Source organism: Streptomyces sp. NPDC058051, assembly GCF_042885475.1.
Taxonomy (GTDB): domain Bacteria; phylum Actinomycetota; class Actinomycetes; order Streptomycetales; family Streptomycetaceae; genus Streptomyces.
Genome location: NZ_JBHVRW010000001.1, coordinates 304,755 through 318,540, shown reverse-complemented (window position 1 = coordinate 318,540; position 13,786 = coordinate 304,755). Strand labels below are relative to the sequence as shown.

The 13,786-nt window shown below is 69.9% G+C and carries 11 protein-coding genes; 3 read left to right on the top strand and 8 right to left on the bottom strand.

What is annotated here, in order from left to right:
• Positions 1-6: 6 nt before the first annotated feature.
• A complete protein-coding gene (rpmG, locus tag ACFVUT_RS01415; RefSeq protein WP_389642426.1) occupies positions 7-171 on the bottom strand; it encodes a 50S ribosomal protein L33 in 165 nt (54 codons plus the stop codon).
• 493 nt (positions 172-664) lie between these two features.
• On the opposite strand from rpmG, the gene ACFVUT_RS01410 reads away from it, so the two are divergent.
• Positions 665-2,119, top strand: a complete 1,455-nt coding sequence (locus ACFVUT_RS01410) for a PP2C family protein-serine/threonine phosphatase (protein WP_389642424.1) — start codon at positions 665-667, stop codon at positions 2,117-2,119.
• A 154-nt stretch (positions 2,120-2,273) separates the two neighbouring features.
• Here ACFVUT_RS01410 and ACFVUT_RS01405 read toward each other — a convergent pair whose 3' ends face one another.
• Positions 2,274-3,773, bottom strand: coding sequence for a hypothetical protein (locus ACFVUT_RS01405; RefSeq protein WP_389642421.1), 1,500 nt, complete (start codon positions 3,771-3,773; stop codon positions 2,274-2,276).
• Between the two features lie 231 nt (positions 3,774-4,004).
• Between ACFVUT_RS01405 and ACFVUT_RS01400 the strand changes: the two genes are divergently transcribed.
• A complete protein-coding gene (locus ACFVUT_RS01400) occupies positions 4,005-5,141 on the top strand; it encodes an aminoglycoside phosphotransferase family protein (protein WP_389642418.1) in 1,137 nt (378 codons plus the stop codon).
• Positions 5,142-5,237: 96 nt separating this feature from the next.
• On the opposite strand, the gene ACFVUT_RS01395 is transcribed toward ACFVUT_RS01400, so the two are convergent.
• Entirely contained in the window at positions 5,238-6,569 is a 1,332-nt protein-coding gene (locus ACFVUT_RS01395; RefSeq protein WP_389642415.1) for an N-acetylmuramoyl-L-alanine amidase, read from the bottom strand.
• Between the two features lie 413 nt (positions 6,570-6,982).
• On the opposite strand from ACFVUT_RS01395, the gene ACFVUT_RS01390 reads away from it, so the two are divergent.
• Entirely contained in the window at positions 6,983-9,196 is a 2,214-nt protein-coding gene (locus tag ACFVUT_RS01390) for a germacradienol/geosmin synthase (RefSeq protein WP_389642412.1), read from the top strand.
• Between the two features lie 152 nt (positions 9,197-9,348).
• Here ACFVUT_RS01390 and ACFVUT_RS01385 read toward each other — a convergent pair whose 3' ends face one another.
• From ACFVUT_RS01385 to ACFVUT_RS01365, 5 genes are all read right to left on the bottom strand, one after another.
• On the bottom strand, positions 9,349-9,849 hold the full coding sequence (locus tag ACFVUT_RS01385) for a hypothetical protein (protein ID WP_018550733.1): 501 nt from the start codon (positions 9,847-9,849) through the stop codon (positions 9,349-9,351).
• Positions 9,850-10,016: 167 nt separating this feature from the next.
• A complete protein-coding gene (locus ACFVUT_RS01380) occupies positions 10,017-10,421 on the bottom strand; it encodes an ACT domain-containing protein (protein WP_389642409.1) in 405 nt (134 codons plus the stop codon).
• A 199-nt stretch (positions 10,422-10,620) separates the two neighbouring features.
• The gene (locus ACFVUT_RS01375; RefSeq protein ID WP_389642407.1) at positions 10,621-11,787 is read right to left on the bottom strand and encodes a thiolase domain-containing protein; all 1,167 of its coding nucleotides are present in this window, start codon (positions 11,785-11,787) and stop codon (positions 10,621-10,623) included.
• Positions 11,780-12,832, bottom strand: a complete 1,053-nt coding sequence (locus ACFVUT_RS01370; RefSeq protein ID WP_389642405.1) for a thiolase domain-containing protein — start codon at positions 12,830-12,832, stop codon at positions 11,780-11,782. Before ACFVUT_RS01370 ends, ACFVUT_RS01375 begins: the two co-directional genes overlap by 8 nt.
• Positions 12,833-13,774 (bottom strand): Zn-ribbon domain-containing OB-fold protein, encoded by a 942-nt coding sequence (locus ACFVUT_RS01365; protein WP_389642402.1) that lies wholly within the window; start codon positions 13,772-13,774, stop codon positions 12,833-12,835.
• Positions 13,775-13,786 lie beyond the last annotated feature (12 nt).

Genomic DNA, 13,786 nt, shown 5'->3' with positions numbered 1-13,786 from the left:
CTCCGGTCAGCGCTCCTCACGGAAGAGAACATGCTGCCCCGCCACGGGGTCGAACTTGCGCAGGACCAGTCGGTCGGGGTTGTTCCGGCGACTCTTGCGCGTCACATAGGTCTGCCCCGTTCCCGCCGTCGACCTGAGTGTCACGACAGGACGGATCTCGCTGCGCGCCATGGGCGTCTCCACTCTCTCGCACCGATCCCGCCCCCTTACCTGATGAGGATGGGTATCGTTTTCGTTCTGCTCGTCACCAACGCGCGCGCACCCCGCCGCATTCCCGTCCCCCCGCACACCGCCCCCGCCCCTTGGGCCACATCGAGACGCGGCCCGCTTCGAGACCCGTCCGCGACCCCCGTCCACCTCTCGCATCGAGACCCTCACTCACGCCGGACGCCCTCGCATATGCCCCGCCACAGTGGGACGCGGCACCCGTGAGACCACTCGCGCGGGCACACAGCCGCCCGGACACACCGGGCGACTTGCGTCAACGTCCGGCAACAGCATGGCTGTTCGACGAAGCGGCGCCCCGTACGGCCTGAGGCATATGCCAGAAGCAATAACTCATCGAGTGTTGCCAAATCCCTTACGGGGTTCGGCCGCCTGTGCAACAGTCTTCATCGGTCCCCCTTTCGGACTTGGTCGTGCCGCGCCTGTATCGGAGTACGAAATGCCGTCCCATTCCCTCGGGGACCGCCCAGCCCCCCAGCCGCCCGGGCGCGACGCCGTCGACGCGTTGATCACCCGGACCCGTCGGCTGCGCGGCGACGTGGACGCCGTGCGGCGGGACACGGTACTGGTCGACGAGGAAGACCCGCAGACGCGCTGGCAGCGCGCACTCTGCGATCTGGCGGTCCATCACCTCGATGATCTCGGCACACATCTGGGGCAGCTCCGAGAGGGACTTTCGCCGGACGCCCCGGGGCGGCCCACAGCGGTGTCGACGCCGGACGCCGTGCAGGAGACCGTCGAGGAACCGCGGACCGGTTCCCTGATCGGCCGGGTGGGCAGCGCCGAATGGAACCTGCTGACGGACGAGGTCACCTGGTCCGAGGAACTGTTCCAGATCTTCGGCAGATCCCCCGCCGCCGGACCTCTCTCGCTGGACGAACTCCCGTCCATGCTTCTCCCCGAGGACCAGCCCGTACTCACCGCCCTGGTGACGGACTGCTTGATCGACGGAAGACCGATAGACGGCGAGTTCCGCATTCTGCGGACCGATGGCCGGATGCGCACACTCCACATGATGGGCGAGCCCGTCCTCGACGCGGACGGGTGCACGGCCTCCATGTGGGCGGTGCTCCGCGACGTCAGTGCGCTGCGGCGCAACCAGCACGCCGCGCGTACGAGCCATGACTCACTGCGGCACCGGCAGAACATGGCACGGACCGAGCGCCGGATGGCGGTCGAGCTCAAAGAGGCCGTGCTCCCCCCGTGGCGCGGCTCCCTGCCGCTTCCTTCACCAGGACCGGGCGCGCTGGACATCGCCGCCCACTGCCTTCCGTCGGAGTCGAGCTCCCTGATCGGCGGTGACTGGTACGACGTGCTGGAACTGCCGGACGGCAGGTCCGCCCTCACGGTCGGCGATCTGACCGGTCACGGCATCCAGACCACCTCGGCGATGGCCATGCTCCTGGGTGCACTGCGCGGAATGGCCGTGGCCGGCATCGAGCCGGGGGCCCTGATGGGGCATCTCAATCAGTTACTGGAGTCCTCCGTCCAGTCGGCTCTCGGCAGTGCGCTGTACTGCCGCTACGACCCGGCCACCGGCACCCTCGCCTGGGCGCAGGCGGGGCACCCCGCACCGCTGCTGTTCCGCGACGGAGCGGGACGCCCCCTGATGCCGCCGGACGGCGTCCTGCTCGGCGCGGCCTCCGGTGTCGCGTACGAGCAGGACGAAGTACGCCTGCTGCCCGGTGATGTGCTGGTCCTGCACACCGACGGGCTGAGCCCCCACAGCGACCGGGGTGCGGGCCGGGACGCGCTGCTCGCTCTCGCACCGCACTTCGCGCGGTCCCGTACGGCACAGGAGTGCGTACGGAGGGTCGTCACGGAGTTCGGCGGCGCCGAACGCCTGAACGGTGCGTGCGTACTGATCGCCCGCATCGGGGACCGGGCGCAGTGAACCCGCACAAGGTCGCGGACACGCGGAACACCGAACACGGCGCGGTACGCAGGAGGTCGAACCGCCTGCGAGCGGGGCGCTCGGACAACCGGTGCCGGACTGCGGCCGGTCGGACAGGTGAAGGCCGGGTCGGCCTCATCGCGGCACCCGTAGGTCAGATCTCCGTGGAGCGCCTCGACTGCTTGACGATCGAGCTCTGCGGCAGGGAGAGCTCGATTTCCTCGCGCAGGTCCTTGATCCTCGCGTAGCCCGCGAACTGGCCCGTCAGTCGGTACATCTCACGCAGCCGGTCCCAGGTGCGGTGCGAGGAGGTCTCCCCCATCGTCACCAGGGCGAGCCGCGCGTAGCGGTCGGCCTGCTCGGGATCATCGGCGATGAAGCACGCCGAGGCGAGCGAGATGTAGTCGAAGATCTTGGACCGTTGACGCCCGTTGACCCGAAGCTCCAGAGCCCGCTTGGCGTGGCGCTGAGCCACGACCGCCACCGACGGGTCGTGTTCGGCGAGCGTACGGAACGCCAGCGCCTGCATGCCGTGCAGATCCGCCTCGTCGAACAGCTGCATCCAACTGGGCGGCGGCACATCGCTCTTGTCCGATACGAAGAGCTCCTCCGCCTTGCCGAGGGTGCGGCGCATGGCCTGGCCCCGGCCCAGGGACGCCTGCGCCCAGGCCTCAATGGTGTGCAGCATGGCCTGGGTTCGCGGAAGCACCATCTCCCCGGAACCCGACTTGGCGAGTTTCATCAGATCCAGGGCGTCGTCGGGACGGCCGAGGTGAACCATCTGGCGGGCGGCGCGGGAAAGCGCCTCGCCCGCGCGCGGGCGGTCGCCGCCCTCGCGCGCCGCATGGGCGGCGATGATGAAGTACTTCTGGGCGGTGGGTTCGAGTCCGATGTCATGGGACATCCATCCCGCCAGTACGGCGAGATTGGCCGCCACGCCCCAGAGACGGCGCTGCAGGTGTTCGGGGTGGCGGAAGGCGAGCATGCCACCCACCTCATTGAGTTGGCCCACGACGGCCTTGCGCTGCAGTCCGCCGCCCCGGGACGCGTCCCAGGCGCGGAACACCTCGACGGACCGTTCGAGCGCCTCGATCTCCTCCGACCCGATGGGTGCGGCCTCGTACCGGTCGAAGCCGGCCGGATCCGCGGTCAGGGGGTCGTCGGTCCTTGGAGCATCGGCCGTCAGGACGGGGTCGGTGTGCAGCCAGTCGTGCATGGGGCCGGTGATGGTCGATCCTGCGGCGAGCGCGGCGCCCGCGCTCACCAAGCCGCGTCGGTTGAGCATGAGGTCCATTCCCGTGAATTCGGTGAGGACCGCTGCCGTCCGCTCGGGCGCCCACGGCAGTCCGTCGGGATTGTGCTGCTTCCCGACCTCTCTCCGCTTCCCCACACGCCCTCGCCGGCCGAACCCGAGGTCCTCGATGGTCACGACACGGCCGAGCCGCTCGGTGAACAGGGCAGCCAGCACTTTGGGCACGGGATCGCGGGGGGACTCCCCCATGTCGATCCAACGCCTCACCCGCGAGGTGTCGGTGGCCAGTTGCGGATGGCCCATGGCCGCCGCCTGCCGGTTCACCATTCTCGCGAGTTCGCCCTTGGACCAGCCGGCGAGGCCGAACAGGTCGGACAGGCGGGTGTTGGGTTCTCCGGTCACGTCAAGCCCCCAGGTTCTCGGCTGTCTTGACAGTAACGCCCTGGCAGATGCGTTGCGACTATTCGCCAGGGTTCGCCAGGGTGCGCCAGATGGTCTGCCACCCGCGGCCCGGTGTCAGGTAGGAAAGCGCCACCCCGCCCGGCAGCCCTAGGTACTCCCCAGGGTGCCGAACGGCCGCCGGCCGGGGCGGTGCACGCAACTTGTCGGCGCGCGAAGGGATCTGTCTCGCCCATGTACACAGCATCGTCCTCCGTGACCGCCCCGCCCCGTCCGCTTCGTCCCCTGGGGGCGGGCGGCGGACCGTACCTCGCTCCGCACGCCGCTCCGTCGGTACCCGGCGCGGTCCGGCCGCGGCGGCCGGCGGGGGCGGGTGGCCCACAGCTCAGCGGCCGGCTGGACCTCTCCGGTCCGCAGGGCGCCCAGCTGAGGATGGCGATCGCCTCGGTGCACCGGATCTGCCCGGAGTTCAATCCGGTGCAGGTGCTGCGCCGCAGCGGCCGTTCGGTACTCCTCGTCGGCTCCACCGGTCGCGCCACCGCGGTCGCCAAGTGTTTACTGGACCACTCCCCCGCGTGGTCGGAGCGATTCCGTCACGAAATAGCGGCATATCGCGCGTTCGTCCGGCACCGCCCGCCGGTGCGTGTGCCGAGACTCATCGCGGCCGACCCGGAGAACTGCACCCTGGTGATCGAGCGGATGCCCGGCCGGGTGGCGGCGCTGACCCGGCATCCGTCGGAGGCACCGCCCCGTGCGGATGTGCGAGCAGCGCTCGGAGCGATCAGCCGGGTCAATGCCTGGAGACCGGCTCCGGGGCTCTTCGAGGCGCCGCTGAACTACGCCTCGCGCATCGCCCACCATCACGAGCTGGGGCTGTTCACCGACCGCGATCTGGGCGACATGCAGAAGCTGTTGCACGGTCTGGCACACGCCGGCGGCCGTCACGGCATGGGGCAGTTCTGCCACGGTGACGCACTGCTCTCCAACATCCTGCTGTCGCCCGCGGGTCCGGTGCTGGTGGACTGGGAGCACGCGGGCTGGTATCTGCCGGGCTACGACCTGGCGACGCTCTGGGCGGTCCTGGGTGACGCGCCTGCGGCGCGGCGTCAGATCAGCCAGTACGCGCAGGCCGCGGGGCCCGCGGCGCGGGATGCGTTCCTGGTGAACCTGATGCTGGTGCTGACGCGGGAGATCCGTACGTACGAGACGGCGGTCCAGCGGGCCATGCGGGAGCCCGCGCCCGCGGTGGCCGGTCAGGACCGGCCGGGTGCGCTCTCGTCGAGTGAGGAGCAGCGGCTGCTGCTGCGCCGGCTGCACGACGACTGCGCGATGGCCCGCCGGGCCATGCGTGCGGCGGTCGGCACTCGCTGACCCCGTCCTCGGGGGAACACGCGCGCTGCGGGTCCGGTGCCGACACTCCGGTCCCGCAGCGCGCTGTCGTACGTGCCGGCCCGGCGGGGCCGTGGCTCAGTGCGCGCGCACGATGTCCACGTCGGATGCCTTCACGAAGGCGACGCGGTGGCCGATCTGCACCGTCACGTACTTCTCCTTGCCACGGAAGTACGAGTGGTCGAGCGGGTACGAGGCATCGATCGTGGGGGCGTAGAAGAAGCCCGTGGGCGCCTCACCGCCGCCGGGGTAGGACTGGCCGGCCTTGATGGTGTAGGCCAGCGGCGCGCCCACCCGCTGGTCCGCGAAGTCCGCGGGGTACTCGGCCTTCTCCGGGTACGCCACGCCGTACACCGGCACCTCCGTACGGCCCGCCTTCGGCCGGACCACGTAGCCGGAGGTGGGTGTGGTGGTCCGGGTACGCGCCGGGGTCTGGAACCACGCCTTCTGGCCGTACCACCAGATAGCCGTCCAGCCCGGGGCACGGTCCGCGACGACAGCCTGCTGGGTGGCGCTGATCTTGCTGCCCCAGTCGGCGGCGCAGTTCGTGCCGGGTGAGCCGTCGGTGTGCAGGCCGGGGTCGGAGAAGAGCGGCGCGTCGGTGGACGGCGCGGTGTGGAGCGGGACGGCGCTGGATCCCTGGACGGGCAGGTCCACCCCCTTCTCGCAGTCGCGGAACGCCTGCTGGTTCTTCTTGAAGTCCGGGCTGACGGTGATGAGTTCACTGCTCTTGGGTGCGCTGGGCACGGTGGGCTTGCCGAGCAGCGCCATGAAGTGGTTCCAGTCCCAGTACGTACCCGGATCCCAGTGCATGCCCTTGGTGCCGGACGCGCTGGTGGGCGGCACGCTGTCGTGCCCGAGGATGTGCTGCCGGTCGAGCGGGATGTCGTACTTGGCCGCGAGGTGACGCACCAGCTCGGCGGTCGAGCGGTACATCTCGGGGGTGTACCACGTGGCGCCCTCGACGGCGACGCCTTCCTGCTCGATGCCGATGGAGTGGCTGTTGACGTACCAGTTGCCCGCCTGCCAGGCGACGTCCTTGTTCTTGACCATCTGGGTGACATGGCCGTCGGCCGAGCGCACCACATAGTGGGCGGAGGCCTGCTTCAGCGGGTTCTGGAAGATCTTCAGGGTGGTGTCGAAGTCTTCCTCGGTGTCATGCAGAACAATGAACCTGATCTTGTTGGTCTGCGGCCGGTCCGAGGTGTCGTAGTTCCCGTACGTCTCCTTGTCGGCGGCGTCGCCCGTCTGCTGGTAGGCCGCCGGTACCCAGTCGCATTCGAGGCCGCGCGGGCACTCCGGCCGTACCCCGTCCGCGCCGGCCTGTGCCGCGGGGCTGAGCAGCGCCATGCTCAGTGCGCCGACCGTCGTCAACGCGAGTGCGAGTCCGGTCCTCTGCTTGGACGTCATGACAACCCTTCTTGGAGCCGTGCGTGATGAACCCGTGCGTGATGGAGCCGTGCGTGATGGAGCCGTGCCTGATCCGATCTCATGTTCTGGTGTGCGCGCACACTCTCTGACCTGAGGTGATTGCACGTCAAGGGTTCCGTGGAGGTCGCGAGTCGAGCCAGTGGACCAGACCACTGGCAGGGTTCCTGACCTGCGCAGGAAAGGAGCAACCGGCTGTTGAGGACGCCGCGTTACCCAGGTTTTACGGAGCGGCCCGCCGGTCGTCGGCATGCCCTCGCCCGCCGCAGACGAGCGCACTTTTTGTATGACTAATTTCGGATGTGCGTGCCTCGAACAGCCGAAGGGTAGTGCTCGCGCGGACACGACCGGTCCGTGCGGCGCACGCACGGAAATCTCGGAAAGGCCGTACGTACATGGCTCAGCCCTTCACCCTGCCGGACTTCTACGTACCGTATCCGGCGCGGCTCAACGCCCACGTCGAGGAGGCTCGCCGGCACACCAAACAGTGGGCACGCAGCATAGGGATGGTGGAGGGTTCCGGCATCTGGGAGGAGAAGGACCTCGACTCCCACGACTACGCGCTGCTGTGCGCGTACACCCATCCCGACTGCTCGTCCGAGTCTCTCTCGCTGGTCACCGACTGGTACGTGTGGGTCTTCTTCTTCGACGACCATTTTCTGGAGCTCTTCAAGCGCACCCCCGACCGCGAGGGCGGCAAGCAGTATCTGGACCGGCTGCCGGCGTTCATGCCGATGGACCGGGGGGCCGGGATGCCGGAGCCGACGAATCCCGTCGAGGCGGGACTCGCCGATCTGTGGACGCGGACGGTGCCGCACATGTCCGACGCCTGGCGGGTCCGGTTCGCCGAGGCCACGAAGAACCTGCTGAACGAGTCCCTGTGGGAGCTCGCCAACATCAACGAGGGGCGGATCGCGAACCCCGTCGAGTACATCGACATGCGCCGCAAGGTGGGCGGCGCCCCGTGGTCTGCGGGTCTCGTGGAATACGCCGCGGGAGCCGAGGTCCCCGAGCAGGTGGCCGACGCACGTGCGCTGCGGGTGCTGCGGGACGCCTTCTCCGACGGTGTGCATCTGCGCAACGACCTGTTCTCGTACCAGCGGGAGGTCGAGGACGAGGGCGAGAACAGCAATGGCGTGCTGGTCCTCGAACACTTCCTGGGCTGCTCCACACAGGAGGCCGCCGACGCGGTGAACGATCTGCTGACATCACGGCTGCAGCAGTTCGAGAACACAGCCCTCACCGAGCTCGGTCCGCTCTGCGCGGAAAAGGGTCTCGGCCCGGCGGGGACGGCAGCGGTCCTGGCCTATGCCAAGGGGCTCCAGGACTGGCAGTCGGGCGGTCACGAGTGGCACATGCGCTCCAGCCGCTACATGAACGGCGGCGGGGCCGGTGAGGCCGTGCCCGGCTTCGGGATGTCCGCGGCGTCGATCCGGTTCACCTCCCGCGCGGAGTCGGCCCGGCTGCGCAGCCACACCCATGTGCCCTACCAGCACGTCGGTCCTTCTCTGCTGCCCGACGTGGAGCTGCCGTTCGACACGACCCTCAGCCCGCATCTGGAGGGGGCGCGGGTGCGGATCGTCGGCTGGGCGGAGCGCATGGGGATTCTGGAGGCACAACCGGGTGTGCCGGGTTCGCACATCTGGGACGAGGAGCGGCTCCTCGCGACCGACCTGCCGCTGTGCGCGGCGGGTTTGCACCCGGATGCGACGCCGGAGGAACTGGATCTGTCCTCCCAGTGGCTGGCCTGGGGGACGTACGGCGACGACTGGTTCCCGGTGGTACACGGGCGGACCCGCGACCTGGCAGGGGCCAAGCGCGCCAATGAGCGGCTGTCGCTGTTCATGCCGCTGGACGGGTCCGCGACGCCCGAGCCGGTCAACGCCCTGGAGCGCGCTCTGGCCGATCTCTGGGTGAAGACCTCGGCTCCGATGGACACGAGCGGACGCCTGGCCTTCCGGACGTCGGTCGAGGAGATGACCGCCAGTTGGCTGTGGGAGCTGGCGAACCAGGCGCAGAACCGCATTCCGGACCCGGTGGACTACATCGAGATGCGGCGCATGACGTTCGGATCGGATCTCACCATGAGTCTGTGCCGGCTGGGGCATGGCCGGAAGGTGCCTGAGGAGGTCTACCGCAGCGGTCCGTTGCGCTCACTGGAGAACGCGGCGGCCGACTACGGGTGTCTGCTCAACGACCTGTTTTCGTACCAGAAGGAGATCGAGTACGAGGGTGAGGTCCACAACGGCGTCCTGGTGGTGCAGAACTTTTTCGGGGTGGACTATCCGACCGCGGTGGGGATCGTGCACGACCTGATGAAATCCCGGCTGCGACAGTTCCTGCACGTCGCTGAGCAGGAACTGCCAGTGCTGTACGACGACTTCGGGCTGGACACGGAGGCCAGGGAGATCCTGACCGGGTATGTGCAGGAGCTCAAGCACTGGCTGGCGGGCATCCTGATCTGGCACCGGGGCTGCCGGCGCTATCGCGAGCAGGATCTGCGGCGGGGTACCGGTACCCCGTGGCACGTCAGCGGTCCCACCGGGCTCGGTGTCTCGGCGGCGCGGGTGACCGCGCTGTTCGCCCGGCCTTCGGTCACCAGGGTGTAGCGCCCGCCGGGGCGCGCCTCGGGAGACCTTCTCACCGCTCGCGAACGGCGAGCCGCGCACGGTCACTTCGTGGCTGCGGCTCGCCACCGCCACCACACGGCGAGCCTGCCTGACGCCCCAGGCCGCCCCCTGCGTGTGGGCGGAGGGCTGTTTCAGCCCTGCTGGAACAGCTCAGCGGGCAGGGGCTTCAGCAGCGTGTACAGGTCGTCGGTGATCGGCCGGTCCCAGCTGGCGATGGTGACGAGCACGCCGTCGCTGCGGTCGAACTGGACGCAGGAGATCCGGCTCTCGGAGAGCTTGACACGGCGGACGATCAGCAGATTGTCGCCCTGCATCACGGGCATGTCCTCGGTGCCGGTGACCTCGACCGGCTCGTCGTTCTCCAGCGCGAGCAGCAGCTGGGCGACCTCGAACGGAACCTGGCCCTCTTCCGTCTCGCGGGCGGGCGAGCCCTCGGGGAGATTTCCGATGATCATCGCGGGGCCGCGGCCGCCGAACAGGTCGTAGCGCAGAAAGACACCCTGACAGCTGCCGTCGGGCGCGGGCAGCAGACCGGCACCGAGGTTTCCGGGCCAGTCCCCCGGGTCCATGGCCAGGACGTCGAAGTCGGGGCCCGCGGGTGTGGCGGCGCTACGGCGGCGGAGGAAGGACATGCAGACATGTTACGTGTCCGAGCTCACGTTGCGGAGCCGGGTCCTCGCGGGCCGGGGCCCGGCCGCCTGCCCGGGTCGGGCCCGGCCGGGCCCTGTTGCCGCACTTCGGGGGGTTTCCCGGACTCCGGCCGCTCCCCTCCAGGGGAACGCGGCACCTCGGCCTCACGTCATGAGGCGGACTCGGCGGCCAGCGCCCTCAGCACGTCGACGGCCTCGGCGGCCCGGTCGTACGGGACGAAGAGGTGGTCGTGGTGGAAACCGGCCACCACATTGCAGCTCAGTCCGACATCGGTGAGCGCCAGGGACACCGCGGCGGTGAGCCCGACCGCGTCCAGAGCGGAGTGGATACGGAGGGTGATCCAGCCTGCCACGTAGTCGTACCGGAGCCCGGCGGAGACGGCTTCGGCCTCCGGCAGCACGAGCGTGAGTCCTTCGGGCTCGGCGACCGCGACGACCGGGTGGACGCCGTCGGGCATCACGCCGCCGGGCGTTGTGGTGAAGACATAGCGGCCCGGGTTCAGCTCCGGCCGCATGCCGCTCAGCAGGGTTCGAAGATCTCGCTCGCCCGTCACGGTCACCACGCTAAGGGCTGTCCCGTGATCCCTGGTGGATGAGCGCGCGGCGTCGGACGCGGTGCATCGCAAGGCGTAGGGACGCCCGCATGCCGAATGTGTTCAGGCGTTCCGACAACGCGGCGAGGTGCCGGAGCCGGCGGCGCGCGCCCGCCGGGGAATGCGGCGTCGCGCGCCGCCAGGAATCGCGGCGTCGCGGTCAGCGGGTGGGAGGTTCCGCCCCGACCAGCCACATGGAGAAGAACTGCGCCCCGCCGCCATACGCGTGGCCGAGCGCCTTCCGTGCCCCGGCGACCTGGTGCTCGCCCGCCTGTCCCCGTACCTGCAATGCGGCCTCGGCGAAGCGGATCATGCCGGAGGCGCCGATGGGATTGGTGGAGAGCACCCCGCCCGACGGATTCACCGGCAGATCTCCGTCGAGCTCGGTGACACCGGACTCGGTGAGCTTCCAGCCCTCGCCCTCGTCGGCGAAGCCGAGGTTCTCCAGCCACATCGGTTCGTACCAGGAGAACGGCACGTACATCTCGACGGCGTCGATCTCACGTCGCGGGTCGCTGATCCCCGCCTGCCGGTACACATCGGCCGCGCAGTCCTTGCCCGCCCGCGGCGAGACGAAGTCCTTGCCCGCGAAGAGTGTCGGTTCGCTGCGCATCGCGCCGCCGTGCACCCAGGCGGGCGGACACGGCGCACGCTCCGCTCCGGCACGGTCGGTGAGGATCATCGCGCAGGCCCCGTCGGAGGACGGGCAGGTCTCCGAGTAGCGGATCGGATCCCACAGCATCGGTGCGGACTGGACCTTCTCCAGGGTGATGCCGTGGTCCTGGATGTGGGCGTACGGATTCCTGAGCGCGTTGCGACGGTCCTTGTACGCGACGAGGGAGCCGATCGTGTCGGGCGCACCGGTGCGCCTCATGTACGCGCGTACGTGCGGGGCGAAGAACCCACCCGCTCCGGCCAGCAGAGGTTGCTGGAACGGGATGGGCAGGGAGAGGCCCCACATGGCGTTGGACTCGGACTGCTTCTCGAAGGCGAGCGTGAGGACGGTGCGGTGCACCCGTGCGGAGACGAGGTTGGCGGCGACGAGTGCCGTGGAGCCGCCGACCGATCCCGCGGTGTGCACTCTGAGCATCGGTTTGCCGACCGCGCCGAGGGCGTCGGCGAGATAGAGCTCCGGCATCATCAGGCCCTCGAAGAAGTCGGGTGCCTTGCCGATGACGACGGCGTCGATGTCCGCCCAGGTCAGTCCCGCGTCCTCCAGCGCACGGACGGCGGCCTCGCGGACGAGCCCGGCGATGGAGACGTCCCGGCGGGCGGAGACGTGCTTGGTCTGGCCGATGCCGACGACGGCCACGGGCTCCTTAGGCATGAGCGCTCTCCCCTTCGAGGACGGCGACCAGGTTCTGTTGCAGGCAGGGTCCGGAGGTGGCGTGGGCGAGAGCCCGGTCCGACTCGCCGCGGTGGATGCGGGCCGCGGCCTCGCCGAGGCGGATGAGCCCGGCGGCCATCATGGGGTTGGCGGCGAGGGCACCGCCGGACGGATTGACGGTGACGCTGTCGTCGAGCCCGAGCGCCTTGCGGAGCACCACCTCCTGCGAGGTGAACGGCGCGTGCAACTCGGCGGTGTCCACAGGGCGTTCGAAGACTCCGGCGTGCGTCGCGGCGAGCCGGGTGGACGGCGATTCGGTCAGTGTCCGTACGCCGAGGCCGTGGGCCTCGATGCGGTGATCGATCCCACGGATCCAGGCGGGGCGGGGACACAGCGCGCGGGCGGTGTCACCGGCGGCGAGCACCACGGCGGCCGCGCCGTCGCCGACCGGCGGGCAGTCCCCGGTCCGCAGCGGCCGTACGACGTAGTCACCGGCCGGGACAGGGCCGCCGAGCTGGGCGTGCGGGTTGTCCGCGGCGGCTGCGCGGCTGCGGGTGGCGATCGCGGCGAGGGCGGCCTCGTCGGTCTCCCCCGCGTCGATCAGCGCCTGCGCCTGGAGTGCGGCGAGCGCGACGGGGTCGGGCCAGAGCGGGGCGGCGTAGTACGGGTCGAGCTGCCGGGTGAGGACGTCGCGCAGCTCGCCGGGCGACGACTTCCCGTAGGAGTAGACGAGCGCGGTGTCGGCCTCGCCCGTCCGGATCTTCACCCAGGCCTCGTACAACGCCCAGGCACCGTCCATCTCCACGTGGGACTCGGAGATCGGCGGGTAGGCGCCGACGCCGTCGAGCGCCATGGTGAAGGAGAAGGCGCGGCCGGCGAGGTAGTCGCTGGATCCGGAGCAGGTGAAGCCGATGGCGTCGGCGCTGAGCCCGGTCGCCGCCAGGACCTGGTGGAGGACGGGCATGAGCATCTCGACTTCGGAGAGTTCGTCGGTGCGCCTGAGGTGGTCCGTCTGCGCGAAGGCGACGATCGCTACGTCCCGCATCTACAGCAGCTCCTTGTACGCGTCGTAGTCGGCGTCCGGCTCCCCGGTCGGCCGGTAGTGATCGGGGTGGCGCCCGCCCTCGGTCCAGACGGGTTCGACCCGCAGGCCCATGCGCACCCGGTCGTACGGGATACCGCCGATCCGCGCGTGCAGTGCGAGGTCGGCCCCGTCGAGTGCGATGTGCGCGTACACGTAGGGAACCTCGATGTCGAGGTTCTTCGCCTTGATGTTGACGACGCAGAACGTGGTGACCGTGCCGCGCGGGCCGACCTCGACCTGTTCCGCGGTGGCGACACCGCAGGTGGGGCAGGCGCCGCGGGGCGGTACGTAGACCTTGGCGCAGGACGGGCAGCGCTCGCCGACGATGCGCTGCTCGGACAGTGCGCCGAGGTACGCGCTCTGCGCCCGGCCGGGGGTGTACCGGTAGTCGAGGCGGGCGGGAGTGACGATGCCGTGGACGGGGTCGGTGAACGCGCCGCTGTGCGCCGACGGCCCGCCGGCGGGCCCGTCGTACGGTTCGAAGCAGGCGATGTCCGTGATGGCGCCGGTCCGCTCGGCGGCCCAGCGGATCCGTACCCGCATGCCGGTGCGGACCGCTTCCGGTCCGGGCGCGGCGAGGACGTGCAGCAGGGCGGTGTCGGCGCCGTCGAGGCGGACGAGGACCCAGGCGAAGGGGGTGCCGAGGGGCTGGCCGGGCCGCGGGGCGGGGTTCCAGGCCCAGGTGGTGACGGTGCCGGTGGCGGCGACCTCGGTCAGCTCGCGGATCTCCTCCGCGGTGACGGGGTCGTACTCGACGGGTGGGACCAGGATCTTTCCCCCGCCGGTGCGGACGCCGAGTACGGTGCGTTCGCGCAGTCCGGTGAGGAAGGCGCTCTGCACGGGTCCGAGGGAACGGGTGAAAGGGAATTCGAGCACCAGCGGTGCGCTGAGGATGTCGGACACGGTCGGACTCCT

Coding starts and splice junctions, on each gene's coding strand:
- ACFVUT_RS01400 (WP_389642418.1), top strand. CDS start 4,005: ATGTACACAGCATCGTCCTCCGTGACCGCCCCGCCCCGTCCGCTTCGT.
- ACFVUT_RS01370 (WP_389642405.1), bottom strand. CDS start 12,832: ATGCGGGACGTAGCGATCGTCGCCTTCGCGCAGACGGACCACCTCAGG.
- ACFVUT_RS01375 (WP_389642407.1), bottom strand. CDS start 11,787: ATGCCTAAGGAGCCCGTGGCCGTCGTCGGCATCGGCCAGACCAAGCAC.
- ACFVUT_RS01390 (WP_389642412.1), top strand. CDS start 6,983: ATGGCTCAGCCCTTCACCCTGCCGGACTTCTACGTACCGTATCCGGCG.
- rpmG (WP_389642426.1), bottom strand. CDS start 171: ATGGCGCGCAGCGAGATCCGTCCTGTCGTGACACTCAGGTCGACGGCG.
- ACFVUT_RS01385 (WP_018550733.1), bottom strand. CDS start 9,849: ATGTCCTTCCTCCGCCGCCGTAGCGCCGCCACACCCGCGGGCCCCGAC.
- ACFVUT_RS01410 (WP_389642424.1), top strand. CDS start 665: ATGCCGTCCCATTCCCTCGGGGACCGCCCAGCCCCCCAGCCGCCCGGG.
- ACFVUT_RS01395 (WP_389642415.1), bottom strand. CDS start 6,569: ATGACGTCCAAGCAGAGGACCGGACTCGCACTCGCGTTGACGACGGTC.